The sequence below is a fragment of the Acanthopleuribacter pedis genome, assembly GCF_017377855.1.
Lineage (GTDB): Bacteria > Acidobacteriota > Holophagae > Acanthopleuribacterales > Acanthopleuribacteraceae > Acanthopleuribacter > Acanthopleuribacter pedis.
This window is the reverse complement of sequence record NZ_JAFREP010000024.1, coordinates 36547-61658: the sequence shown is the minus strand read 5'-3', so window position 1 is coordinate 61658 and position 25112 is coordinate 36547. Positions and strand designations below refer to the sequence as shown.

General features: G+C 60.4%; 16 protein-coding genes, 1 pseudogene and 1 CRISPR repeat array. Of the genes and pseudogenes, 5 read left to right on the top strand and 12 right to left on the bottom strand.

What is annotated here, in order from left to right; genetic code table 11:
* The first annotated feature begins 509 nt into the window (after positions 1-509).
* Positions 510-2276 (top strand): DUF4874 domain-containing protein, encoded by a 1767-nt coding sequence (locus J3U88_RS23170; RefSeq protein WP_207861373.1) that lies wholly within the window; start codon positions 510-512, stop codon positions 2274-2276.
* A 276-nt stretch (positions 2277-2552) separates the two neighbouring features.
* Complete coding sequence (locus J3U88_RS23165) at positions 2553-3656, top strand: SMP-30/gluconolactonase/LRE family protein (protein ID WP_207861372.1); 1104 nt, start codon at positions 2553-2555, stop codon at positions 3654-3656.
* A 362-nt stretch (positions 3657-4018) separates the two neighbouring features.
* Here the strand turns inward: J3U88_RS23165 and J3U88_RS23160 are convergent, their stop codons facing one another.
* Together J3U88_RS23160 and J3U88_RS23155 are read right to left on the bottom strand one after the other, a co-directional pair.
* Complete coding sequence (locus J3U88_RS23160; protein ID WP_207861371.1) at positions 4019-4573, bottom strand: fascin domain-containing protein; 555 nt, start codon at positions 4571-4573, stop codon at positions 4019-4021.
* Between the two features lie 710 nt (positions 4574-5283).
* Positions 5284-6099 (bottom strand): arylamine N-acetyltransferase family protein, encoded by an 816-nt coding sequence (locus tag J3U88_RS23155; RefSeq protein WP_207861370.1) that lies wholly within the window; start codon positions 6097-6099, stop codon positions 5284-5286.
* Between the two features lie 403 nt (positions 6100-6502).
* Between J3U88_RS23155 and J3U88_RS23150 the strand changes: the two genes are divergently transcribed.
* Positions 6503-7060, top strand: coding sequence for a DUF4287 domain-containing protein (locus J3U88_RS23150; protein ID WP_207861369.1), 558 nt, complete (start codon positions 6503-6505; stop codon positions 7058-7060).
* A 261-nt stretch (positions 7061-7321) separates the two neighbouring features.
* On the opposite strand, the gene J3U88_RS23145 is transcribed toward J3U88_RS23150, so the two are convergent.
* A complete protein-coding gene (locus J3U88_RS23145) occupies positions 7322-7738 on the bottom strand; it encodes a hypothetical protein (RefSeq protein WP_341535194.1) in 417 nt (138 codons plus the stop codon).
* Between the two features lie 47 nt (positions 7739-7785).
* Positions 7786-8343: pseudogene (locus J3U88_RS23140) on the bottom strand (asparaginase domain-containing protein); the annotation flags it as partial.
* Between the two features lie 23 nt (positions 8344-8366).
* Here J3U88_RS23140 and J3U88_RS23135 point away from each other — a divergent pair.
* Positions 8367-8747: a hypothetical protein gene (locus J3U88_RS23135; protein WP_207861367.1), complete on the top strand. Its 381-nt coding sequence runs from the start codon at positions 8367-8369 to the stop codon at positions 8745-8747.
* A 140-nt stretch (positions 8748-8887) separates the two neighbouring features.
* Here the strand turns inward: J3U88_RS23135 and J3U88_RS23130 are convergent, their stop codons facing one another.
* The 3 genes from J3U88_RS23130 to J3U88_RS23120 form a co-directional block, all read right to left on the bottom strand.
* Complete coding sequence (locus J3U88_RS23130) at positions 8888-10006, bottom strand: oxidoreductase (protein WP_207861366.1); 1119 nt, start codon at positions 10004-10006, stop codon at positions 8888-8890.
* 242 nt (positions 10007-10248) lie between these two features.
* A complete protein-coding gene (locus tag J3U88_RS23125; protein ID WP_207861365.1) occupies positions 10249-11181 on the bottom strand; it encodes a LysR substrate-binding domain-containing protein in 933 nt (310 codons plus the stop codon).
* 365 nt (positions 11182-11546) lie between these two features.
* A complete protein-coding gene (locus tag J3U88_RS23120; RefSeq protein ID WP_207861364.1) occupies positions 11547-12473 on the bottom strand; it encodes an endonuclease NucS domain-containing protein in 927 nt (308 codons plus the stop codon).
* A gap of 1647 nt (positions 12474-14120) precedes the next feature.
* Between J3U88_RS23120 and J3U88_RS23115 the strand changes: the two genes are divergently transcribed.
* Positions 14121-14855, top strand: a complete 735-nt coding sequence (locus J3U88_RS23115) for a hypothetical protein (RefSeq protein ID WP_207861363.1) — start codon at positions 14121-14123, stop codon at positions 14853-14855.
* A gap of 161 nt (positions 14856-15016) precedes the next feature.
* Positions 15017-17243: a CRISPR direct-repeat array (repeat unit 29 nt; unit sequence CGGTTCATCCCCGGGCGTGCGGGGAACAG).
* A gap of 473 nt (positions 17244-17716) precedes the next feature.
* On the opposite strand, the gene J3U88_RS23110 is transcribed toward J3U88_RS23115, so the two are convergent.
* The 5 genes from J3U88_RS23110 to J3U88_RS23090 form a co-directional block, all read right to left on the bottom strand.
* On the bottom strand, positions 17717-18460 hold the full coding sequence (locus tag J3U88_RS23110; protein WP_207861362.1) for a hypothetical protein: 744 nt from the start codon (positions 18458-18460) through the stop codon (positions 17717-17719).
* Positions 18453-19499 (bottom strand): serine hydrolase domain-containing protein, encoded by a 1047-nt coding sequence (locus J3U88_RS23105; protein WP_207861361.1) that lies wholly within the window; start codon positions 19497-19499, stop codon positions 18453-18455. Before J3U88_RS23105 ends, J3U88_RS23110 begins: the two co-directional genes overlap by 8 nt.
* A gap of 108 nt (positions 19500-19607) precedes the next feature.
* Positions 19608-20888 (bottom strand): winged helix-turn-helix domain-containing protein, encoded by a 1281-nt coding sequence (locus tag J3U88_RS23100; protein WP_207861360.1) that lies wholly within the window; start codon positions 20886-20888, stop codon positions 19608-19610.
* 246 nt (positions 20889-21134) lie between these two features.
* Entirely contained in the window at positions 21135-23693 is a 2559-nt protein-coding gene (locus J3U88_RS23095; protein WP_207861359.1) for a hypothetical protein, read from the bottom strand.
* A 318-nt stretch (positions 23694-24011) separates the two neighbouring features.
* Positions 24012-24938, bottom strand: a complete 927-nt coding sequence (locus tag J3U88_RS23090) for a LysR family transcriptional regulator (RefSeq protein ID WP_207861358.1) — start codon at positions 24936-24938, stop codon at positions 24012-24014.
* Between the last annotated feature and the right edge of the window lie 174 nt (positions 24939-25112).

Below are 25112 nucleotides of genomic sequence, written 5' to 3'. Positions count from 1 at the left end.
AAGGATTCGCAGCAGAATTCCTTGTGAGAAATGCGGGCCTAGCGGACTCGCTTCCTGATCCCGCGCCGGGGCGGGTGTTGGCGGCGACAAAGGCCGATGCTCAGGCGCTGTTTTTACAGGGGTAACCATGGGACCAACCGATTTTCGGATAAGGTACCTATCCAGGGATTCAACCGAAGAGGCGCGATAAGAGCGAGGGGGTTTTGCTAAAAATCTGGAGCGAAACGACTTGGGAAAAGTGGGTCGGGGTCGCGCACGACGTGCACCCACTGGGTGCCGTATGCATTGTCACGAGCCGTTGCATCCCAGAGGTTTAGCAAAACCACCGCGAGTTATCGCGCTTCTCAGGTTCATGCACCAAAAGCGTTTCACTGCCGCGCGGATGGGCAAGGGCATGGTGGTTCTCTTGTCTGACCGCAGCTTTAGCTGCCGGAGTGTGCGCGCCGCCGCATGGCTTTTTGCCGGAGCGCCCGTAAAATGAAATCGACTTACGTTGGATGAGGTGGACGATGCAGGTTCGCGTTCCGTATTTTAGGTTTTTGCTGCTACTCGTCTTGGGTTGCCCGGCCAAGGGGCAAACCACCCATACCTACCAGCCGTCCGCCGCGGATTTCCCCAACCCGGAACGCGGTCTGTACGTATGGGGTGAACTGACCACGCCCGGAACCTGGTACCAGGGCATCCGCGATCAGGGGTACACCTTGGCCTACGCGCGGATTTTGCTTTCATGCTGCCGCGACAGCGCCGTCGACAGCCAAACCCTGGCCGTCATTCGCGCCAACTTCAGCGCGATGCGCGCGGCCGGCGTCAAAGGGATCGTGCGTATCTCATACAATGATGCCCTTTCCGGGGAAGATGCCTCCCTCGAATGGATGGATGTGCATCTCGGTCAACTCGCCCCGATATTCGAAGCCAACAAAGATGTGATCGCTTTTTTTCAGGCTGGGATGATCGGCGCCTGGGGCGAATGGCACAGCTCGGCCTCCGGGCACGATACGCCGGCGGGGCGCGCCGCCGTCTGGCGACTCCTGCTGCAACACCTGCCGGATTGTCTGCCGATCCAAGTACGCACGCCGGGGTTCATTCGTGAATTGGAAGCGACCGCGCCGGCCGCGGTGGGGAACTGCTCCAGTGCGGCCCGCATTGCCCACCACAACGATTGCTGGTTGGCCAATGAAACCGACGGGGGCACCTATGGTGCGGGACAGCGGGAATTCTGGCTGACCGAAATGGAAACCGACGCACGGCTCTCCCCGTGGGGTGGTGAAACCTGCTGCTTGGAAACGCCGTGTCTCGTTGCAAACACGCTCGGCCGTTGTGAGGTTGCCCTTTCCGAGGCACCCCGACTCGGCGCGGTCTACCTCAGCGATTCCTGGCATCCCGACATGCTGCGCGCGTTGGAACCCTGCTGGGCCGAACTTTCCCGCGGTCTGGGTTACCGTTTCCAATGGGTTTCCGCGCAACTGCCCGAGCGCCTTCGTGGCGGCGCGCCTTTTTCCTGGTCGATCCACCTCCAAAATGTAGGCTACGCACCGCTTTCCAAGGCGCGGCCGGTGTACCTGCTCCTCCTCGGCGAAGACGGCGGCGACGTGCTCGCGCGGTATCCTCTTGAGGCCGATGTTCGTACCTGGACCCCTGGGGACCACCACCTTTCCGGTCGTTTTGTTGCGCCGGCGTGTCTCGGGGTGGATCAGGCCCGGCTCGCCCTGTGGCTGCCCGACGCCGCTGCATCCATCGCGGAGCGGCCCGAGTACGCGGTGCGTTTCGCCAATCGGAATACGAGCAACGCCGACGTGTGGGAGGCGGCGACCGGGTACAACCGCCTTGCCGAGGGGATTCCGGTCGACGACACCTTAGGCGTTAGGGTGACGCCCGGCGCGCACTTGGCCCAAGGCCGCGATCCGCTGGTGCTCACCGCGGCGGCAACCTGTTCCTCCGGCGCGCTTTCCTTCGCGTGGGTGAACCCTGAGACCGGGGTCCCGGCCGGTCACAGCGCGGGGATTACCCTTCCCGTGCTCACGGAAACCACCCGATACCGCGTCACGGTCACCGACGCGCGGTTCACCCGCGAACGCGATGTGCGGGTGCTCGCCACCGCCAACCCCTTGTTTCGGGATGTTAACGGTGACGGCTGTAACGATGTCGCCGATCTTTGGGCGCTGGCCGCGACCTGGGGCGATGGAATGGCCGATGATGCCGACGGCAACCGCCGCGTTGATGTCAGAGACCTGCTGTTTATCAACATCCACCCGCAAACCCCTTGCGCGGCGCGCTAGGGAATGGCGGCAGAAAACCGGGTCACAGAACCCAGGTTCCCTTAAAAGACACGCCAAGTTGAGGCCGGTGAATCCTTGTCCCGCGCCCCGTTTTTCTGAAAAACCAACAGAGTGAAGGGGCCGGGATGGGTACCCCGGTTGATCCAGGTATGTTGAACCAAGGAAAAAACTTCGTCGACTCGGTCTGCCAAGGGCGTTTGGGGATCGGCCCACCCAGGTGGATGGCTTCTGCTAGGATACAGGCAGCATCATCATCATTATTTTCATGGGGACAAGATGAAGAAACGGATTGCCCTTGTGCTTGCGGCCCTGTGTCTGCCCCTCCTCGCGTACCTCTGCTTTTGGCCGGTTCCGCTTGATCCCGCCGTGTGGGAAGCGCCCGCGCCACCCGCGATGACGGGTGTCTATGCCCCGAATCAGTTGCTCCGGGGCGCCACCCGTTTTGAACTGGACGACGGCCTCGGCCCCGAGGACATCGCCGTGGACGCCGAGGGGCGGTTCTACGGTGGCCTGGAGGATGGGCGCATCGTTCGGTTCGAGGCGGACGGCGGCGGGCACAGCACCTTTGCCGACACCGGCGGCAGGCCGCTGGGTCTCCATTTCGACGCGGCCGGCAACTTAATCGTCGCCGACGCCTACAAGGGTTTGCTCCAAGTTGATCCCGCCGGTGCCGTAACCGTTCTGGCCATCGAGGCCGACGGCGTCCCGCTCGGTTTTACCGACGATCTGGACATTGGCGCCGACGGCACCATCTATTTCTCGGACGCCTCGGTAAAATTCCGCTTTCACCAGTACAAAATCGACGGCTTGGAGCACCGCCCCAACGGCCGATTGCTGGCCTACGATCCGGCGACGGGTGCGGTGCGAACGCTGCTTGAGGAACTGTACTTCGCCAACGGCGTCGCGGTCAGCCCGGACCAGTCCTTCGTCCTGGTGAACGAAACCTGGAAGTACCGCATCAAACGCTATTGGCTGCAGGGCGCGCGGGCGGGCGAAGCCGAGATATTGATCGATAATCTGCCAGGTTTTCCCGACGGTGTTTCCAGCAACGGACGCGACACCTTTTGGGTGGCGATGGCCTCGCCGCGCAACACCCTGGTCGACCGCCTGGCCCCGTACCCGTTCCTGCGCAAGATGGTGGTGCGTTTACCGGAGGCGGTCCAGCCGAAACCCGCCCATTACGCCTTTGTTCTGGGTCTGGATGGGCGCGGCCGGGTGACCCACAACCTGCAGGCACCGTCGGGCAAACCTTTTGCCCACATCACCTCGGTGGAGGAACACGGCGGTTACCTGTACCTCGGCAGCCTGCACGAAACCGCCGCGGCGCGAATTGCCGCACCGGGCGCGACGAACTCAACAGACGCAAGCGAAACACCGTAATAAGCAACAGTTTGCTTTTACAGGGGCCGAGCGAGGGGCGCGCTGTTACGTCTCATGTTTCTGCGTTCCAATGAAAAACCCGCGGAAAGGATTTTTCCGCGGGGTTGGTTGGGTTATGCGTGGTTTTCGGATGGATTAGAAAGTGGTTAAGCGTTAAACGGGTTTTTGTTGGGAAAGTCGTGATTTAGCCGGTGTTTTGCAAGAAAAAATGATGCACCATTAGTGACTTATTTGGTGTTGGATGGGTCATCATTATGGCGACATTTTTCAAGAGTTAACCAAGATAGCGGTGGATTTTTTGATGTCTTTTATATTACCAACGCACGGGTGGATTGATCAAAAGATCGCTGAAAAAAAACACCTTATCTGCGGCAGGGATACCAGCCTTTGCCACCGCCGTTGACGGCCGTCAGGTAGTTCCCATTCGCTGTTTCGAGGGCGTACTGAGGAACGCCGCCTGGGCCGGTGCTCCAGTGGATGACCTTGATGCGCTCCCATGAGCCGCCCTGTTCCGCGGCTGGTTTGTTGGTGTCGTATTTGAGGTCGGTGTGAATCACGTCGTGGTTACGGCCGCCGCCGCCGACGACGGTCACCAAATAATCGTCGTAGGTCAGCAAGATGTATTCATTACCCTGGATTTGAATCAGTTTAAAGTGTTCCCATGCGGCGCTGCCGTGATGGGTTTGACGGTTGGTGTGGACGACGTCGCAAGTACGACCGCCCCCACCCACCGCGGTGACATAACAGTCGCCGGAGGTAATCAAACCAACCAGACCTTGGGTGCCGTTGGAGACGTTCCAGTCCAGTTCAAATAATTCCCAGGCGCCGACACTTTTTGCGTCGGAATGGATGGGTTCGGCGGCGGTGGCGAAGGTGCCGAAAAGCGCGAGTAAACTCATGAATAATACGTTCTTCATAACATAGCTCCTAAAGTGGGGAGGATAGTGAGACAGATAGGATGTCTGTCTTGGCTTATGTGTGTTGCAGATCGTGTGCCGGCTTTTTTATATTTATATAAGTTGTTGTTTTTATTGTGTTTAAGTCGCTTTTTGACGGTAGGGATTAGGCAATGCGATGACGATATGTTGACATTGTCATTTTGATAACACAAGGGGTGTGAATATATTGACAAGATGATAGTGTTGTAAGTTGGCTTGTTGAAATGCTTTTAACCTAAGAGGCGCGATAATCGTGAGGGGGTTTGGTTAAAGATCTGGAGCGAAATGGTTTGGAAAAAGCGGAGGCGCACCCACTAGGTGCGGTGAGCATTTTTACAGGCCGTTGTAGCCCAGAGGTTTAGCCAAAACCACCGCGAGTTATCGCGCTTCTTAGGTTTAAGGCCGTTGATGTTCGCTGTTTGCTAGAATTTTTGGCTGCAATTTGTTGTGGGGTCTTGTATTTTTGCGAGGTTTCTCTTTTTTGTGAGGATGGTGCGTGCAGAGGAAGCGCGATACCCTGGGGCGAGTCGCCTAGAGGATATCGGCGTGACGGAATGTCGCCGGGGCGCGGCTACGCCGCAAGGCGACGAGCCGTGTTGTTTCCTGACCGAACTGATTGCGTTCAGAAGTATGAGTCGGCCTCAAAATCAGAAGGATCGATGAGAACGGGTGTTGGTGGGCGTCAGGCTTTACGCTTTCGGGGAGGGTTCGTTTATAGAGCGTAAGGGGGTGAGCGAAACCTCGGCCGGCAGTTCCACGCAAAAATGTTCGGCCAAAACCGCGCGGAAATCGGCCTCGCTCACGATGGGCGTTTCCGTGCGTGTTCCCGCCGTGGTGCGAATCAAGCGGCCGTTGGCGAGGGTGGTGCGCCCGTCCGCCGTTGCCATCGTGCAGATGCACCGGCGGGTGAAGCTGGATTCGGGGCTGCTCTGGTGGTAGCGGCACATGGGCTGGAAAGCGTCGATGGTCTGGGGTTCCAAAGTGAAGCGGTACTGGTCGACCCAGGGGGCGTCGGGTTTCTGTTGTTGCAGCACCAGGGTTTCACCGCGCCGGTTGACCCGGTACGCGACGCCGAGTGAGTCCCTGGCTTCGCCGAGGATCGGAAAGGGTTCGCGGAAGGAATCACCAAAACCCACATCGGCGATAAAGCGTTGGTCGGCCAGATGCACCGCGAGGAGCAGATGATCAAAGGGTGGTCCAAAGCGGCCTTGGCTCCAAACACCCGCGGAAAGAAGGTCGACCTTAAAGCCGAGTGTTTTGAGCAGGTGGCCAAAAAGATGGTTGAGCTCATAGCAGAAGCCGCCGCGCCGTCCCACCACCACTTTGTCAAAAAGGGTTTCGAGCGTGGTTTCCACGGGGAAACCGAGGGGGATGTTCAAATTCTCAAAGGGGACGCTGAGCATGTGGGCGCGATGCAAACGAGCCAAGGTGGCTTCGTCAGGCTTGGGTTCGCCTTCAAAACCAATGCGTCGGAGATAACGTGCCACCCAATCGCCGCGTTCCATGGGTTTCTTCCTTTGGTGAGGCAGGCGCGGGAAATCGCCGCGGCCAAACCGAAAAATGCCGCCCGTAAGCCCCTAGAATAGCCTGACAGAAGTGTTGACGGCAAGAACGGGTCCTTCTCCTGACCCAAGCCGCTGCTTCGCGCCTGTCGGGAATCGAAAACTACGGCCGGCACCCGGTTCATCCTCGCGGTTGCGGGGCCGGGGTTAGGACGAAACGGGTTGGTGTTCGTCGTTCGGTTAATTCCCGTGCGTCGACGGAAACGGGGTGTTATGCTTCGGCATGCTTTAATTTTTAGTCCTATTGTTCCCGGTGAAATCGTGGCTGCGCCATGCGTGCCGCGGGTTCCCGGACCGCCTTCATTGGGGGCAGTGCGACTTTGTGGTAATCAGAGGAGGTGGGCGGATGGCCAAGTCCCCGGAAGAAATGGCGGCTGCCATGGTGGCCAATATGCGCGAGAAAACCGGCAAAAGTTTGGATGAATGGTTGGCAGTCACGAGCGCGGCCGGTCTCGCCAAACACGGACAAATCGTGAAGTTACTCAAAAGCGAACACGGCATGACCCATGGTTTCGCCAATCTGGTGGCCCACGAAACCTTGAAACAGGGAGCCCCACCCGCCGAGGATCCGCTGACCGCGCAGTATGCCGGCGCCAAGGCCGGATTGCGCCCTATTTACGACGCGCTGATCGCGGGGGTTGAAGCCTTCGGTGACGATGTCGTCGTTTCCCCAAAAAAAACCTATGTCAGCCTGCGCCGCGAGAAACAGTTCGCATTGATTCAGCCGTCGACCAAAACGCGGGTCGATCTCGGCATCAACCTCAAAGGAAAGGCGCCGGAAGGGCGTTTGGAAGCGTCCGGCTCCTTTAATCAGATGGTGACGCACCGGGTGCGGCTCACCGCGCCCGACCAGGTAGACGAAGCCCTCATTGCATGGTTGCGCGAGGCTTACGAATTGTCTTAAGCAAACACCAAGTGACCTCGGCCCTTTGGCTTGATCGCCGAACGGTTTTAGCCAAAGGGCCGGCCATAGGTGGTCAAGGGCGCGTCCGCAAAATTCCGTGGTGAAATAACTCAGGCCGACGCCGCCGATGGGTATCATGTTGCCGTCCATTTCTGGGGTTGGCTGGTGAAATCGCCGCGGTTAAACCAAAAATCGCCCACCCAAGCATAAACCGGCACCTATTTCACAAGACCCTCGGTTGGTTCGCTGCGACGCGTCCTTTCAAATCCCCGGTGGCACCGTCGCCAAGTGGGAATCCTGCAGCCTCGTCTCGCTCGGTATCTTGGGATGGACCTCCTCAACCGCGGTCACTTGGCGCTCCCCACACAGGGACGCGCCCATCAAGGCCAAGGTATGGTCCGCACGTTCCGATTGGGACCAACCACTCTCCGCCAGGCCGAGCAGCCAAGACAGTTTGACCATGGCCGTTTTGGGTAACATGTCGCCGCCCGCGAGCGCGCCCGCGCAATGGGCGTAATAGCCAGTCTGGTAGAGGTGCGGTTCGGCCTGGCCGGTCACGCATTGGGTCGTCAGGACAACCGGGATGCCGCCTTGGTGCAGATGGGCGATAACGGAAACCAAAGAATAAAAACCCGGGCCTTGTTTGGTGGGGATATTCCCCGCGCCATAGGCCGCGATGACCAGGCCGCTGCTTTGCTCGCCGATGTGCTGCAGGATTGCCGGTTTTAGCCCGCAATTCTCACAAGGATTCGTCGCGAGAAGCAGAAAGCCTTGTGAGTACGAAGATTACGACCGAGGGACGGCACAGGCGTAGCAGCGCTACGGCGAAGCCGGCTCGACCGAGTAAACGAAGTAATCGCATGGCTTTCGGCTTCGTAGCAGAATTCCTTGTGAGAATTGCGGGTTAGCCCGGGGTACACATGGACCAGCGCCACGTTGGGATCAAACCGGGTCTGGGGTTGCCGGGGCTGACGGTTGGGAAGCAGGAGGTGGTCCTGCACCGTGATGTGAATGCCGATTCGGCCCAAAACGGGATAGTTAACCGAATCAAAGGCTTCGAGTTGGTTTTCGGAGACCTTACGGCAACGGGTCGCTCGAATGATTTTGGACCCGAACACCACCACGACTTCTTGGATGCGCGGGCGTTCGGCGCGGCCCGGCGCACGCAACGCCGCCACGCGGACACTGTTGACGATGTTGTTGGGCGCGTCGGAGGCCGGATAGGAAAAAGGGAGTTGGGCGCCGGTGACCACGCAGGGCTTGCCAAGCCCCTGCAGGGCAAAAGCGAGGGCCGATCACGACGTTTTTGGACAAAAAAGTCCAGCTCACACCGTTCTCCGCGCGCAGCATTCCCACCCCGTCGCGTCGTGCCACCTACACCTTGGCCGATGTGGCCCGGGTGAAGGCGACACGATACCTGGCTTTTGACAGGCATCGCTTGCGGGTCCCGCGCTTTCAAATCATCCGCGGGGAAGTGCTTTTTCAGAGTAGCGTTGTGCCCGGCGAGCGGGTCTATTGTGTTTTTGGCCCGCGTTTGGGCTGGCGCGATAAATACGTGGATGAGCACCAGTTCTCTCCACGCCTGGATTACGCCGCGGAGTACGCGGCAACCCGGTTTCGTTATTGGCAGGACGATCAGTGGGGGCCCTGGCTGGCCGAAACACCGGATACCATCGCCGTCAGGTAATCCTAGCCCGCCGTGCGTGTTGCCCACTCGCTGGGCGGGTTTCGCCAAGTGGCAAAGAGCGGCCGGCGCCCTTGGCGCACGCGGCCGTTACGCGGCGTCTGGGTGGCTTGGGCGCCGGCAACGATGCTTGGTGCGCTGACTTAGACCGGCAGCAGCGATGCTTGGCGTCGGCGGTGGGCCCAGGTTGCTTCGATGGTGACTTCCGGTTGGAGCATGGCGGGTTGGAAGGGTTGGATCGGTTCGCCTGCCGCCAATTTGTTCGGCCAGTCCGGGTTGGCGATCGCGCCCGTGCCCAGTGCCGCCAAATCGCCGTGGCCGGCCTGGAGAACCTGAGCGGCCAGGTCCGGCGCGTGCATGCCGCCGTTGACCATCACCGGAACCCCGACCATGGCGCGGGCCAGTTGGGGGAGTACCGTGCCGTCTTCCAGCACGCAACTGTGCTGGTAACCCGTTCCTTCCGAGGCGAAGTGGAGGTAGTCGACCTGGGTTTGCGCCAAAAGGGAAAACCAGGTGCGGGCGGTGTGCCGACCTCCCGGCCATCGGTAATCGAAATCATTCACCTTGCCTTGCGACAGGCGCAAGCCAACCGTAAACCCGGGGGGCACGGCCGCTTTCACCGCGGCGATGACCTCCAGGGCCAAGGTGGCGCGTGCCGCAACCGAATCGCCGTAGCGGTCGCGGCGCCGGTTGGTGGTGTCGCTGAGGAACTGATCGATCAAGTAGCCGTTGGCGCCGTGGATTTCGACGCCGTCAAATCCCGCCGCCGCCGCGCGCCGGGCCGAGGCCGCAAAACCCTGCACCGCCTGTTGGATCTCTGCCTGGGTCATCGCCTTGGGGACGGGCCAAGGACCCTCGCCGCCGTAGCCTGCCAACTTGGTGCGCAAGGGCTGAACCGCGGAGGGCGCGGCGGTTTGCGACAGACATTGCGACAGGGCGCCGGCGTGCATGAGCTGGCAAAACACCTTGGCGCCGGCGGCATGGATGCGTTCAACCACGGCGCGCCAACCGGCGACCTGCGCCTCATGGATGATGCCGGGTTGATGGGTGTAGGCCTGGGCGAAGTGGGCGTCGGTGTAAGTTCCCTCGGTGATGATTAAACCAAAGCCGCCGCGGGCATATTCTTCGTAATACCGGGCCATGGCCGCGGTGGGAATCCCGCCGGCGGGCGCGCTGACGCGGCTTAGCGGCGCTACCACCGCGCGATTGCGCAGCGCGTGCGGCCCGAGTTGGAAGGGGGTTAAAACCGGATGGGGGTTCATGCGACCGTCCCCCTTGTTTCCTGTGATGCGAACACGGGGGCGGTGAACCCCTTGTGAAACCAAATCATGGTGACCTCCCTGGGTGGTAATAGCCTGATGGAGGAGTGCTGTTCTCCTATGGGCTAGACTTTAGCCGCGGCGGAAGGTGAAGAAAAATGATGGGATTTCAGCTTGAGATGTGTTTTTTTCATCTCGGCGACGCGACGGGGCGTTGCGGGGTGAGTCGATGGGCGCGGCGCCGGTTATTCGGGATCGTCGAAAAAATCGGCGGGATACGCGGTTCGGAAACATTGGGTTTCGGCGCGCAGCCAATCGCGAAAGCGATGGATCAGGCGTTTCTTCGGATGGTTCGGCAAAAAGATCAGTGTGCTGTGAAGCCCTGGCAACGAACCCTCGAAGGGGACGGCCAACTGGTTTTCTTGAATTAGCGAGGCGGTCATCAACGAACTGCATAGGGCCAGGCCGTGCCCGTCGCGCGCGGCTTGAATGGCGTGGGTTTCTTCGCTTAAGAACAGGTCGGCCTGTTGGTTATGGGCGGGTACCCGTCGTCGCCGGCAGGGGAAGCGTTGGAACCACCGGGCCCAATCGGGATTGTGCGGGTGGGGGACTTTCCAAGAGAAGTGGAGCAGGCGTTGGTTGCCGATCCCGTCCGCGAAATCGGGCAGACGGCTGGGCGCGCAAACGGGAAAAAAGCGGTCCCGGAAGAGGGGATAACCGACCCAATCCTCGGGAACGGCATGGCTGTAGCGGATGGAGCAATCGGCTTCGCCCCGTGCCAGGTCGGCGCAGCGTTCGGAGGCGTCGACCTTAATGGTGATTTCGGGGAAGCGCGCGTGGAACCGGGTCAAGCGGGGGAGCAGCCAAAAGCCGGCAAAAGCGTGGGTCATGCTGACCCGTAATTGCGCGGGTTGGGCGGTGGTTTGCGCGCGGTTGTGGGCGTCGGCCAAGAGGTCAAGTGCTTGGTGGACCTGGGGGTACAGGGCGGCGCCCGCCTCGGTGAGGGCCAGGGGACGGCGGGTGAACAAGGCGCGGCCGAGATGGGTTTCCAGTTGTCGGATTTGGTGGGAGACGGCGGTTGGCGAAACATGGAGTTCGTCGGCCGCGCATTGAAAACTAAGATGCCGGGCGGCGGCTTCAAAGACGCGCAACCCATTAAGGGGAAGCTGGGCATACATAAAGGGGGATCCGTGGTCGAGAGTCCAGCGCGCCCTCGGGAAGGCGGCGCGCTGGGAAGAACACAAACCCTTATTGTAAGCGCGACAGGCTCAAACTGTTTCAAGAATAGGATGAGCCGCCTGAGTCGACTGGCCGGCATGGGTTCAGGGGACGCGGCCGGTGGGTCCTCGGGCGAGCGGGGAACAGACGATGCTAAATTTGTAGGGAAAAACACACCTTGGAGGAGGGGCATCCCCGGGCGTGCGGGGAACAGGTTTTAACCAGTCCGTAATGCATGTCAGTGGCCGGTTCATCCCCGGTCGTCCGGGGAACAGAGTTATCGGTACTCGAATCGCGTGTAACCGGGTGGCTGGGCGCCTAGGTTTCAGTTCGCCTGGAAACTAGCCTCGATTAGCTGCTTTGCTTTCTTGAAATCATCCTTGTTGCGAAGCGTCACCGAAAGATCGCCGGTGCCCCAGTGGCCGATGCCGGTCATGTCTTCCGTGAAGCCTTCTTCCAGCTCGACTTCGTTCGGGTCCAACTTCAAGAACAACCGGACCCTTGGATCCTGGGTGGCCTTTACCACGACGCAGGCGAAGTTCGTAATGTTTTTGAAGGCTATATGATATTTGAGCTCCTTTTGCTGAACATCCCCGAGACTGTTCGCGAATTCGCATACGTCGTCGTAAAGCGCTTTCAGTTCGGGGCTTGCTTTGCCGAGTTGGGCCTGGTGTGAATCATTGCGAACTACAGGCTCCATTTCCGCCGCCGTCCTGGCTGGACTTCTTCTGGCGGTACTCGGCTGCGAACCGATCAGATCCAGAAGCAGGAAGGGGCCGCCCTGTCCGTCTGCCTGGTGGAAACTGTAGCGGAAGAGGTCGATGGACCGGTCAATTTGGTTGACCGCGTGCCGGTCGTATCTGTTGTAGTCCTGTGCAATCAAGATGAGACGAACGCCGGTCCAGTCAATTAAACTTGCGGCCTCAGCACCGAGTTTTTCGGACACGAGTAGTTGAAACGCCGCTTTGTGGTCGACCAGCCAGTCGAGGTAAAAGAGGCCTTGATTGATCACGTTTTGGTTCTGGTTCTTTTTGTATTCGATGATGACGGGGCAGTTGTTTTCATCCAGCCCCAAAGAATCCATTTTGCCACCATGGGTGGTTTGATACTCGGAAGCCAGGAAATGGACGCCGAGCAAGGTTTTCATATTGCGCTCGACACAGGCTTGAAGGTCTTTTTCAAGGCGCGCGGATCCGCCGATCAGTTCCACCGCGGAACCGCTTTGGAGGGAAAACAACTTTAGATTACTCATGGAAAGATCCTTTCGTGACTGGGAGGGCTTATATTTGGCTTTTTGATAAAGGGAAGCATCGGTTTTTTGTTGCGGTGTTTGACGAGATCCGCGAGGTCTTTTGAAGCGTCCTTTTGGTGCTTTTTAGCAAGGGCATCAGGGCAACATATTATCCTATCGCTGTGGAAAAAAGGGTTAAGGCCAAGAATTACTTGGTGAACGCGGCTAGGAAACCCGTATTGGAAAACACGAAACGAAGGTACTCACACGGAAAGAGCTGCCAGGATTGGCCGCAAGGGCGCCTTCGCTTGGGCAAGAGAAGGGAACTAACCGAAGTGGGCGTTCCAGACATGAAGGGATGCAAAAAAGGGTCCATCCCCGGGCGTGCGGGGATCAGGCATCCCAAATGGCGATGGGCAAATTTGGTGGGGGTTCATCCCCGGGCGTGCGGGGATCAGCGCGCCGGTCTGGCTGCGCCGGCTTACCGCCGCGGTTCATCCCCGGGCGTCCGGGGAACAGCCGGTGATCCTTGCGTAAACCGCGAAGAACCAAGGGGACGCAAGCACGCAAACCGTTGGCAAGGTGGAGCCTTGCCGGATTTCAGCCCATGGTTGGGTGGCGGGCGCGAAGCAACCGGCGCCCAACCATGGGTAAGGGTCAAGAAAAGGGAAGTGCGCTGGTGGCGCATCGGAGCAAGTCAAAATGAATCAATATCTTACGGGTGTCTGTCCCCGCAAACGTTCTTACGGGTGTCTGTCCCCGCAAACGTTGTAAAGCCCGCGATTCTTGCGTAAACCGCGAAGAACCAAGGGGACGCAAGCTCGCAAACCGTTGGCAAGGTGGAGCCTTGCCGGATTTCAGCCCATGGTTGGGTGGCGGGCGCGAAGCAACCGGCGCCCAACCATGGGTAAGGGTCAAGAAAAGGGAAGTGCGCTGGAAGCGCATCGGAGCAAGTCGAAATGAATCAATATCTTACGGGTGTCTGTCCCCGCAAACGTTGTAAAGCCCGCGATCCTTGCGTAAACCGCGAAGAACCAAGGGGACGCAAGCACGCAAACCGTTGGCAAGGTGAAGCCTTGCCGGATTTCAGCCCATGGTTGGGTGGCGGGAGCGAAGCAACCGGCGCCCAACCATGGGTAAGGGTCAAGAAAAGGGAAGTGCGCTGAAAGCGCATCGGAGCAAGTCAAAATGAATCAATATCTTACGGGTGTCTGTCCCCGCAAACGTTGTAAAGCCCGCGATTCTTGCGTAAACCGCGAAGAACCAAGGGGACGCAAGCACGCAAACCGTTGGCAAGGTGAAGCCTTGCCGGATTTCAGCCCATGGTTGGGTGGCGGGAGCGAAGCAACCGGCGCCCAACCATGGGTAAGGGTCAAGAAAAGGGAAGTGCGCTGGAAGCGCACCGGAGCAAGTCAAAATGAATCAATATCTTACGGGTGTCTGTCCCCGCAAACGTTACCCATGTCTGTCCCCGCGGCCTCCCCAGCCTCTTACTTTCGGTCGCCTCCCCGGAACCCACCCCGTGGCGGAAGCCGGGCGGGCGAATTTCCGGCCGGCAGCGTTCGCGAGCCCGTTTTGTTACAAACGGCCGGAAATTGCGCGTTCCTAAGATAGAGGCCTGGGTCGGCGGGGTCGATCCACGGCCAACGCCACGGGGGAGGAACAGGGATGAACAAATTCGACGATTTGGTTGCCGAGTTAACCGCTTATTTGGATGAAGGGCTTAAATTGCTTTTTACCGCCGATTTGGCCGCGTGTTACGGGGTGCCCGCCGACGCCGAACTGGTGTGTTTGCGGTTGGGGTTTGAACAAACCCATTGGTACGCGGACTGGGAATGGCGTGACGGCGACGGCACCATCCATTGCGGGGAGGTAACCGCCATCGACCCGGAACCGGATGCGGATGAGGGCCGTTTGGCGCCGGCGGCGTTGTTGGACCGTCTTGCCCATCCGCGTCAAACCCGACGCGACGACCTGCTCCAGTTATGCGGGAGCGGATTGTTCGATTGGGAAGCGCTTGAAGAACGGTACGACGTGGATCTCGGCGATGATCAGCGCGAAATGCAAAACATGATGATCCACGGCGCGACGGCGTTGGCGCTGACGCGGATCGCGCGCGATACCTTGCCGGGGTTACCGACGGCGATGTGCGCGGATTTCGCGTTGGTGTTGATGGATGATTACGAATCGGGTCAGCAGATGGACGTGCCGCTCTATGCTCCCTACGATTTTGTGGTTGCGGATGTGTTGCCCCATCTCGAGGGGCTTAGCGAGGACCCGGCCACCCGCGCATTTTTGAAGCAGGTGTTCCTGCATTCGGCGGCCTACCGCGAGAGCTTGGGCGGCAAAACCAAGGTGACGGCGACCCCGCTGCTCCAATTAGCCAGTCAACACATGGGATAACGCCCCGCGCGGCGGCGGCAACCGACGCGGGGTCAACTGGCTTGCGATGACCGGCTTTTTTTGGCGCGACGGCGAGGAAAAAGGCACGGTGGCGGCGCAAGCGCTTCGCCCCGGGCGTGCGGGGAACAGACTACATCGACACGGTTGGCCAGGCAAACCGCCGGTTCATCCCCGGGCGTGCGGGGAACAGTGAGGGTGGTCCGAAGGGATTCGATGGTATTACGGTTCATCCCCGGGCGTGCGGGGAACAGACAAACACATTGAAACGTTGTTTTTGGAGGCGCGGTTCATCCCCGGGCGTGCGGGGAACAGACCGGGATGCCAAAGGGGAGCTGCAATACAGCCGGTTCATCCCCGGGCGTGCGGGGAACAGCTTGCGCAGTACCTCTTGGGCGAAGGTGTTGACGGTTCATCCCCGGGCGTGCGGGGAACAGCAAGATAAGCTGTCACAAACGGGTTGTTCGAACGGTTCATCCCCGGGCGTGCGGGGAACAGATCAGGAGGTCGCCGCAACCTGGTTGAATCAGCGGTTCATCCCCGGGCGTGCGGGGAACAGCCCGCGCAAAACCGACAGGATCACTCAGTTCCCGGTTCATCCCCGGGCGTGCGGGGAACAGGTATGAAGCGGCCGAGCTATAAACTCGAATGGCGGTTCATCCCCGGGCGTGCGGGGAACAGCGACCACTACCGAAACGTCCACCCATTCCAAGCGGTTCATCCCCGGGCGTGCGGGGAACAGTCGCTGGAACAACGGATGGTTGGGCGGCAATCCGGTTCATCCCCGGGCGTGCGGGGAACAGGCCCATGCATGGTGGGCGCCTTCGGTCGTTCGTGGTTCATCCCCGGGCGTGCGGGGAACAGACACCGTGAACGGGAAATACACGCCGACCTGGAGGTTCATCCCCGGGCGTGCGGGGAACAGAGCTTTCGCCGGGATTTTATGCGTTAGCGCGCCGGTTCATCCCCGGGCGTGCGGGGAACAGGCTTGAGAAGGGCGCGCACATCCAGCCCGACCCGGTTCATCCCCGGGCGTGCGGGGAACAGCCAGTTAAAGCTAAAGAACTCCGAGCAGATACCGGTTCATCCCCGGGCGTGCGGGGAACAGAAAAAGAAGAAGTCCGCGTGGTGGACGGGGAGCGGTTCATCCCCGGGCGTGCGGGGAACAGAGGTTTGCAGCAAGGAAGCCCTTGAAAAAAGCCGGTTCATCCCTGGGCGTGCGGGGAACAGCCAACAATCCCTTGGCTGCCAAGCTGGCGGCGCGGTTCATCCCCGGGCGTGCGGGGAACAGGCGTCGGCCGCGCTGGTGGATCAGCTCATAACGGGTTCATCCCCGGGCGTGCGGGGAACAGGCCAATGATCAGGCTGACCCAGCACCCCCCGGCGGTTCATCCCCGGGCGTGCGGGGAACAGCCGCCCACCATAGCGCGCCCCTGTTACGCACACGGTTCATCCCCGGGCGTGCGGGGAACAGTCCGCGGCCCTTGATGCGTGGCGACGCGAACTCGGTTCATCCCCGGGCGTGCGGGGAACAGTTTAATCGCTCCTCATCGGATAATTTTTGTTCCGGTTCATCCCCGGGCGTGCGGGGAACAGGGATTCACGCTAAGGTCGTGCTTGCGGGTTATCGGTTCATCCCCGGGCGTGCGGGGAACAGCAAACACTTCCATGGCATCAATCGTAGCCGCTACGGTTCATCCCCGGGCGTGCGGGGAACAGGAGGGATTCGGGAGTTGGTCGGGTCACATGCTCCGGTTCATCCCCGGGCGTGCGGGGAACAGATACACTCGGCATCCTTTGGTGGAGTTGTGCCCGGTTCATCCCCGGGCGTGCGGGGAACAGTCAATGATTTCCGCGATGGTGCGGTCAATTTTCGGTTCATCCCCGGGCGTGCGGGGAACAGTTGACTGTCCAAAAAACCACGCATGCCATCATCGGTTCATCCCCGGGCGTGCGGGGAACAGCTCAATATCAACGTGGGCGGTAATGAAAATGACGGTTCATCCCCGGGCGTGCGGGGAACAGTGTATGGCTTCATAGGAGTCCCCTTTCAATTTCGGTTCATCCCCGGGCGTGCGGGGAACAGTGTTTCGTTTGCCATCATTCATACGTCCACCTCGGTTCATCCCCGGGCGTGCGGGGAACAGATAAAGTGACCCTTATGCATTGCGCGCCAATCCGGTTCATCCCCGGGCGTGCGGGGAACAGTTGCTGATAGGCGGCGGCGATCCGCTTTCGGCCGGTTCATCCCCGGGCGTGCGGGGAACAGCAACGCGGGCAATAGATGGGCTCCTGCATTTGCGGTTCATCCCCGGACGTGCGGGGAACAGACCGACGGAGGTAACCAGTAATGCCAGCACCACGGTTCATCCCCGGGCGTGCGGGGAACAGACTAAGCAAATTTACACGATAGTTTGGTGATTTGGAAGTTTTGAAAAAATGTACCGATTTTGCTTAGGTATTTCATGTGATTGGTATTGACTTGTTGGTGGGTTGTTAAATTGTTTGAAAATAGGGTTTTGTGGATTGTTCTTTGTGTCCCGTTCTCTGGAGACGAAATGGGTCGATTTTGGCAAAATACGGTTTTACCAGCAGATTCTTGTAAGTGGTTGTTAAACAGTCGCTTGTTGGGATTTCGGCACTTTGTCTGATTTATGGGTCGATCATTTTGATTGAGTTGAGTGACTCTGGTTTGTCGTCTTTTTGCCGTTCCTTTATTCTGGGGTGGGTTTCTCTTCTTTTTGATTTTAGTCCATTTTTGCGCTGTCTCATCCGCAAAAACCTTCGCAAAAACCCTATCCCCGCCGCCGCGCGCCTTGCCCAAAACGATACCCAGCCGCCGCGGTCGGCTGGGTATCGTTTTGCTAAAAGTTGAAGTCCAACGCGACCCGCGCCTTTTCCCCCCGGCCCCGCCATAGCAGCAGGTAATACCCGGTCCGCGCGAACTTGTCCCTGTAGCTGCCGATTTCCACCGTCTCGTCGTTTTTGACCGCGAACAGGTGCCGTGCCTTCAGCGCGATCCCGTGGTTCTCCCCGTTGAGGAAGCTGTAGTACGCGCGCAGCGCCTCGTTCCCCGTCGTGACGTCGAACCCGTAAATCTGGCGCGCGTCCGTGGTGAATACCCCGGCCACGAACCTGTCGCCCTCGCCGCCGTTCACCAAGGCCGTCCAGCGCGCCCGCGCCGCGTCCATGCGACCAGCCGCGACCGCGGCTTGCGCCCCGTGGGGCAGGATCAGGTCCAGCACGCGCATGCGGCGCTTGAGCATCTGGACCCACACCGTCACGTGCACCATGGCACCCGCCTCGGATTGGAACAGGGCGGTGGTGGTGTGGCGGTCGGCGTCCTGTTCCACCGCGCCCTGGAACCGGTAGGCGGCCGGGTCGAGCCTGGCTTTGGCCAGGACCGCCGCGATCTGTTTTTTGCCGCGCACCCATTGATCCCGAAGCAACAGGCTTGCTTCCCAGTGGTATTGGCCCGCCCTCGGGGCGGCCGCGACCGTATCGGCGGCCCATGCTTCGCCAAGTTGTTGCCACGCCGGTGGTTCCGCCGCGCGCAACACCGCCTGGCTACCTCCCAAAACGAGCAACATCAGCAGGATTTTAGTCATCTTGGGCCTCCTTCGCCACGATGTGATCACGGAAGAAACGGATGATTTGCGCGCGGTGTTCCCTCGCCTCATTCCAGCCCGTGGTCACCACCACGGTGCGGTGTTTGTAGGACACCAGCAGCGATTGCTCGCCGCGGCCCATCGCCAGCACCAGGTTCTCGCCCTCGTGGGGCCGCAACCACCAAAACCAGCCGTACCCCATGCCTTGCATCAGCGCGTTGGGTTTCTTAAATACGTTTTCGCTGTGGGGCTGCAACGCTTGGTTCAGCGTCGCTTCTTGGATGATGCGGTTGCCGCGGTAGCTGCCTTTGCCCAGCACCAGCTCGCCGATTTTCAGGAAATCACGGGCGTACAAACGCAGGCCCGCGCCGGTGTGGGCCAACCCGGTCTGATCCTTGATCAACCAATGCACCTCGTTGATGCCCAACGGCTCAAACAAATGGATGCGTGCGAATTCCTTCACGCTTTGATCCGCGCGCAGGCGAATCGCCGCCGCGGTGAGCAGCGCGGCGGTATCGCTGTAGTTGAACCGGGTTCCCGGCGCATGGGCGGCCGGCTTGCGCAGCGCGTAGGCGATGTAATCGGGCTGTTCCTGCTGAATGACGTGGTCCAGTTGGTCGCGCGGCAAATCAGCCCATTGTTTCCAATCGATGCCGTCGCGCATGCTGAGCAGGTGCCGAATCGGAATGGCTTTCAAGTCGTCGTGGATGGCGTAGTGGTCGGCAAAAATTTCTGCCAGCGTGGTGTCCGGCGTGAACAAACCCCGGTCCATGGCGATGCATACCAACAAGCTGTTCACGCTTTTGGTGGACGATTGGATCATATGCAAACCACCAGGCGTGCCGATCAGGGCCGGCAGCGCGGGGTTTTTGTCAAAATAGGTTTCCGTGATCAAGCGGCCCGCGCGGCTGACCAACAAGCCGTGGACCTCGCCGTGTTGCCCGGCGCGAATTTCGGTGATCAACCGCTGGATGCCCTCGTGTTGCGGCTGAAGGTTCGCCCATCCGAGCATCCATATGCCCAAAGCGGTAAATATCATGCAGGTACCTCCCCGTGGCTCGATGCTAAACCGGCGCGGCTCGCGGGGGCAGGTCACAAGATGTCATTTGACGAAAATTGACAGGGCTGACAGCTGGCTTTATTGAGGTTATCGGGTTGGCTGAAGCGGGGTGAGCGCGCTTGCTTTGAGGCGGTACAGCACCTGATTTTCGATGTGCTGGGTTTGGAAGGTGATGATTTCACCGGGGCGCACACCGGCAAAAAGTTGATCGGCGGCCACAAATCGGTTGGCGTGAAGGCGGCCGGTGCGGCTGTCGATGAGGTGGATTTGCAGCAGCGAACCCACCTCGGAATGGGGACCCTGCACTGCCAGAATTAGGGTTTCACCGTGGGCGTAAAGCCCGGTCTTGCGCGCGCCTTGGTTGGGACGTGCGCGGGTCAGATCCAGCCAGGCCTCGGTGTTGCCGTCGCGAATGCGCCACAGGGTGTCGCCCTGTTCCGTGGTGAAATAAACCGTTTCACCGACGGTCGTCGCCCAAATCGGCGCGCTTTGCACCGTGAGGGCGGGGGCGATGGGTTCCAGGTTCTCGGCGTCGAAGGCGTGCAGCGCGATGCCGCCGTTGACGGTGCGCAGGTTGACCAAGGGTTGTCCGCCGCCGGGATGGAAGCGGATGATGCGGGCGCTTTTGCGTTGCAGGACGCGGCCGTCCTCGGCGAGCACGGTGAGCCGGGTGCCGTCGGCGAGCAGGTAACGCTTGTGTTGCGGTTGGTAGATGGCGGCAACCATGGTTTGGTCGGGGGTTAGAAAACGGAAGCGGGTTTGGGTGGCCAGGTTGTGGAAGGCGACTTCGCCGGGGCGGGTCAGCGCGAAATGGTCGCTGCCGTTACCGTGAATCATGGCCGAGCTGTCGGCGGCGCGGACGGCGTCGCGCGGTTCCACGGCCAGATATTCGGCGCGCCCGAAAAAGACCGCGAGCAATAGTGCGAGTGCCGGCAGTGCCGCGCCGGCGGCAAGCAGCAAGCGACGATGGGCCGGTTTCTTGGTGACCGGGCCGGGTTGCGCCGCCGGGGTTTGTTTGGGTGCGCCCCGTTCGGGTTGTTCGGGTTCCGGCGTGGCCACCCGTGTTGGATGAATCCAGCGGTAGCCCTGTCCGGGAACGGTTTTGATGAAACGCGGTTGTTTGGGGGCATCGCCCAGCAGTTTGCGCAGTTCGCTGACGGTTTGGCGCAAGGCGTGGTCGACCACGTGTTCATGGTGCCAAAGGGTGTTGCGGATCTCGTCCTGGGTCACCACCCGTTCGCGGTTTTCGAGCAACAGGGTCAGCAGGGCGCCCAGCTTGTAACGCAGCTTTTGCGGTGCGTCCGGGCCGGTCAGCAGGTGGGATTCGGGATCAAAGGTCCGTTCGCCAAACTGAAACGGGGTGCTCATGCAACCTCTTTCGCGCGGGCGGCGCGAGGCGGGGTATTCGGCCCATTATTCCACGGAACAACCGCGCCGGCGGTTGGAAATCCGGCGGTCCCTCTTCTCAATAATTGACGACGGACAGATGCCGCAAGGGTCGAAGCATTTCGATGAAATACCAGGGCCCCCGATTCGGGTTTGGCTTGATGGTGACCCGATCTAAAACGAATCAAACCAGAAAGGCTTGGCGGGGAGCCCTGTGTACTTCATGAATTACTGGAGGTTGTCACTCGCCGCGCAGTTGATGCGGTTGACCAGGTCCAACAAGGTCACGCCCGCGTTCCATTCCACCCAGGGGGTTTGCCGATTGCAGGCGGCGAATTCCCAGGCGGTCAGGCCGTGGCGGCTCGCGAGCACCAGCTCGGCCGCGCCGTTGCTGTTGGTGTCGACGGTGAGCAGGCGTTTGGCCGCGGATTCGTCGATGCCCGTGAGGCGCCAGTTCTCAGCCGAGAGGTCGTTTGACCGGCTTTCGGTCAGATAGGGACCCGCGATCACCCAAGCATGGGGACCCGCGGGCTCTTCCATGGCCGTGATCGCCGTGATGCCGCCGCGCGTTTGGAACTGTTGGTAGGCGGTGCGCGCGAAATCGGGACCGCTGAACACCATCGCTTCCCCGTCGCGGGTGCCGACCGCGATTTGGGCCGGGAAGCTGTCGGTGGCGGCGACCGTGTGCAGCGCGCGCGGGTAATCCACCGACAGTCGCACCGGTTCCCGTTGCGGGCTGTCGACATCAACCAAGACCACATCACGGCGGCCCTCGGTGAACGCCAGCAGTTCATGGCCGCCGTCACCGGGATCGATGGTGGCCACCTCGGTAAAGTGATCGCCCGGGGTCGGGTCGAGCTGGAGCAGGGTTAGGAAGCTGTTCCACGAGTACACGCGAATGCCGTGGTTGGTGGCCACGATGAGTTCGGTGCCGTCAAAGCGCGAGACATTGGCGCGGTGCAGCCGCAAACCGGCGGGGTTCTCGAAGAAGGATGCGGGCAACACATCGTAATGCTCGAACTCTACCAGGCCGCTGTCGCGGTCGATCACGATCAAACCGGTGCGGTCGACCTGCACCACCAGCAGCGCCAATTCCAGCGCCGGGTCTTCGTCCAAGTTCGCGGTGAGCGCGTCGGCCACGGTTAAACCGCGTTGGTTCGGGGTGCGGGCGGTCCAAAGCACGCGGCGGGTGTTGGTGATCGGATCCAGAAGCATCACCGTCGCCCCTTCAGTGTCACCTTGTTGGGTGGCGACCAAAAGGTCGGTGCTGTTTTCGCCATGAACCGTGGCGCGCGCGGTGAAAGGGCCGGCAAGGGCCGGGCTGACAACCGGGGTAACCGCCGGAGCGTTTTGGACGAGGTCCGCGCTTGGGACGCTGAACAAACTGTCGGTCGCGGTGGAGCCGCCCCCGGTCGACCAAAACAGTTCGTCACCCGCGACCAGCAATTGATCGACGCCGTAACCGCGGCTGTTGAGGCGGCTGATTTGCGACAAGGTCGTCACGTCGTAGGCGCGGATACCGTCCCAATGGCTTGAGCCAAGGATGATTTCGGCCTTGCCGTCGTCGTTCAGGTCGGCGAGGGTCATGGCGCCGACGGCTTCGCTGATGGCGATGTCCAGCGTTTGGAAGGCATGGGTGGTCAGGTCGTAATAACCAAGCGTGTCCGTCGCGACCACCAACTCGGGACGGTCGTCACCGGTGACATCGGCCAAGCCGTAAAAGCGACCGAGCGGGTGGGGCAAGATGGCCACCAAATCACCATTCAGATCGTGGATACGGGGATTGGTTTCGTCGGCCACCAGGAACTCAAGGTCCGCGTCGGCGTCGAAGTTGGCGACGGTGATAGGACCGCGCCCGGCGAGTGTTAGCGGATTGGCTTGCACGGCGGGGTCGAGCACCCCAAAGAAGCGCACTTCATTTTCCAAGCGCACCAGCAGGGTGGGCTCACCCCAGCCGAAATCGGCAACTTGAATGTTAATCAGGCCTTCGGCGGAAAAAGCCAGGGTCCATGCCGGTTCGGTGGTGAAGGCGTGGGTTAGGGAGACGGTGCCGTTGGTGTGGGCGGTGACCACTTCATCGGTCCCGTCGTCGTCGGCATCGACCACGGCCAGGTCGCGAATGGGCGGCGCCGCGCCGGGGTTGGGGTTGAATGACCAGACCTGCTCCATTTGGCCGTTACTGCCGGTTGGGCTGAACAGGTACAGCATGTCGGTATCGCCAAAGGCGGTTGAGGCGGCGGAGGCGAGGAACAAAGCGCGGTTGTCGCGGGTCTGGCGAAAAGGGGTTAAGGCCGCGGCGCCGATGTTGCTGCCGAACCCGGCGCGGGACAAGGTGGGCGTGGGCCCCGAAAGGCTGAGACCGAAACCTGCGCGGGAGAGTTTGGTTCGCAAAAAGGCGCCGGTTTGCAGGCAGGGCTGATTGTCACGCCGTTCCAGAAAAATGCCGTCCTGGTAAACGTCTTTGTAACAACCGCTTGCGTCGCGGCCGTGCACGAATTGTTCGCCTGATTCGGCCAATATGTTGCCGCTCGAATCGAACTGGATATCGAGGAGCGCGATGGGCTCATGGGGAGGGACCTGGGCAAAGAGGCAGAGGGTATGTAGGGCACTGATGATGAAAAGCAAACGCATGGACAAAGTCATAAATCCCTTCGTGTGCCCACACGGCGCCACCGACGCGTTGAGACAACAGATCCCAAGGCGGATCGAGATCGGGTGAACCGTGGAGGCTTGGATGTAATAAGTGAATACCGAAATCAGCGCGGCGCCGAGGTGGAAATAACGCATGGTCGCCGCTCAACGAACATTAAAGACGCAAACTAAAGAGAAAAAGTGACATGGTTTTGGTCGGTTCGCGAAAAAATTAAGCTATGCACACCAAAAAGGCGCGATTCGGGTGAATGGAATGGTGCGAGGTTTGGGGCTGGGCGTGCCAAACCCGGCGCGCGTGCGCCTGTTGCTCGAGGGCGCGCAAAGAGGGTGGTGGCTGGGTGACGCTACCCGCTTGCGAGCGGTGTTTCCCGTGGTGATTGGGCTTGGTTGGGACCGGGGCGAAGCGACCGACCGCGTTAAGCCGTGAGGTTGTCCGCGTCCGGGTTCCTATCATTATATATAAGGGCGACCGGCGGGGCGGTGGGGATCGCCGTGGTCCTCGTGCCAATCTTTGAACCAATCGACCAGGAACGCGACGGCGAGGCGGACCCGTGCGGGCGGGTGTTTTTGGGCCGGGTAGACCAGCCAGGTCGTGTTAGCCGCGGCACCGAAATCGCGCAGGAGGGGGACCAGGCTGCCGTCGTGGAGGGCGTCGCCGAAACTGGACTTCGACATGTAGGCGATCCCCAAACCGGCGCGGCAGGCGGCGACGATGTTGCGCCCGCTGTTGGAGCGCCAGCGACCACCAACCCGCACCTTGATTTCGCGCCCGTTTTCCTGAAACCGCCACTGATCGCTGTTGGTGAGCAGGCAGCGGTGGTCGACCAGCGCATTGGGGTGATCGGGTTCGCCCATTTCGGCCAGGTAGGCGGGCGCCGCGGCGGCGATCATGTCGCGGTTCACCAACTTGCGCGCCATTAAATCGGCTCCTGGCAGCGGGCCGTAGCGGATGCCCAAATCAAAACCTTCCTCGATTAGGTTCACGTAGCGGGAGGTGTAGTTCAGCCGGAAGTTGAGCCCCGGATGGGTGCCCGCGAAGGCGATCAGCGCCGCGGCCAGGTAGTTTTCGGCGAATTCACCCGCCGCCGTGATGTGCAGGGTTCCCTTGAGGGCCGGCTCGCGTCCGGTCACCTCGTGGTTGGCCGCGTCCAAAGCCTGCAACATTTCTTGGCCCCGTTGCGCGTAGCGGCCACCCGCCTCGGTAAGGCGCACGTGGCGGGTGGTGCGGATCACGAGGCTTAAGCCGAGCCGGTCTTCCAAGGCGGCCACCTTGCGGCTGACATGGGAGGTGGAGACGCCCAGCCGCCGCGCCGCCGCGGAGAAACCGCCGCTTTCCGCGACCGCCACCAGTTCCGCGATGCCGTCAAAAGGTTGGTTCATCGAACACCTCAATTGTTGCAAAACTGCAATAATGTTTTGCCATTTTAGGGGGTTCTTTGATTTTTGGCAATGCAGCACAATGGGTTCATCACAACGATGCGGGGGAATCTGCATGAAACATCTACTACTAATCACGCTTTTTATACTGGGGGCCGGCGTTCACGCCGTGGCCCA

Excerpts from the sequence above, each read along its gene's own strand:
- J3U88_RS23165 (WP_207861372.1), top strand. The coding sequence starts at position 2,553 with ATGAAGAAACGGATTGCCCTTGTGCTTGCGGCCCTGTGTCTGCCCCTC.
- J3U88_RS23115 (WP_207861363.1), top strand. The coding sequence starts at position 14,121 with ATGAACAAATTCGACGATTTGGTTGCCGAGTTAACCGCTTATTTGGAT.
- J3U88_RS23105 (WP_207861361.1), bottom strand. The coding sequence starts at position 19,499 with ATGATATTTACCGCTTTGGGCATATGGATGCTCGGATGGGCGAACCTT.
- J3U88_RS23125 (WP_207861365.1), bottom strand. The coding sequence starts at position 11,181 with ATGTATGCCCAGCTTCCCCTTAATGGGTTGCGCGTCTTTGAAGCCGCC.
- J3U88_RS23100 (WP_207861360.1), bottom strand. The coding sequence starts at position 20,888 with ATGAGCACCCCGTTTCAGTTTGGCGAACGGACCTTTGATCCCGAATCC.
- J3U88_RS23110 (WP_207861362.1), bottom strand. The coding sequence starts at position 18,460 with ATGACTAAAATCCTGCTGATGTTGCTCGTTTTGGGAGGTAGCCAGGCG.
- J3U88_RS23170 (WP_207861373.1), top strand. The coding sequence starts at position 510 with ATGCAGGTTCGCGTTCCGTATTTTAGGTTTTTGCTGCTACTCGTCTTG.
- J3U88_RS23095 (WP_207861359.1), bottom strand. The coding sequence starts at position 23,693 with ATGCGTTATTTCCACCTCGGCGCCGCGCTGATTTCGGTATTCACTTAT.
- J3U88_RS23120 (WP_207861364.1), bottom strand. The coding sequence starts at position 12,473 with ATGAGTAATCTAAAGTTGTTTTCCCTCCAAAGCGGTTCCGCGGTGGAA.
- J3U88_RS23160 (WP_207861371.1), bottom strand. The coding sequence starts at position 4,573 with ATGAAGAACGTATTATTCATGAGTTTACTCGCGCTTTTCGGCACCTTC.
- J3U88_RS23130 (WP_207861366.1), bottom strand. The coding sequence starts at position 10,006 with ATGAACCCCCATCCGGTTTTAACCCCCTTCCAACTCGGGCCGCACGCG.
- J3U88_RS23090 (WP_207861358.1), bottom strand. The coding sequence starts at position 24,938 with ATGAACCAACCTTTTGACGGCATCGCGGAACTGGTGGCGGTCGCGGAA.
- J3U88_RS23150 (WP_207861369.1), top strand. The coding sequence starts at position 6,503 with ATGGCCAAGTCCCCGGAAGAAATGGCGGCTGCCATGGTGGCCAATATG.
- J3U88_RS23155 (WP_207861370.1), bottom strand. The coding sequence starts at position 6,099 with ATGGAACGCGGCGATTGGGTGGCACGTTATCTCCGACGCATTGGTTTT.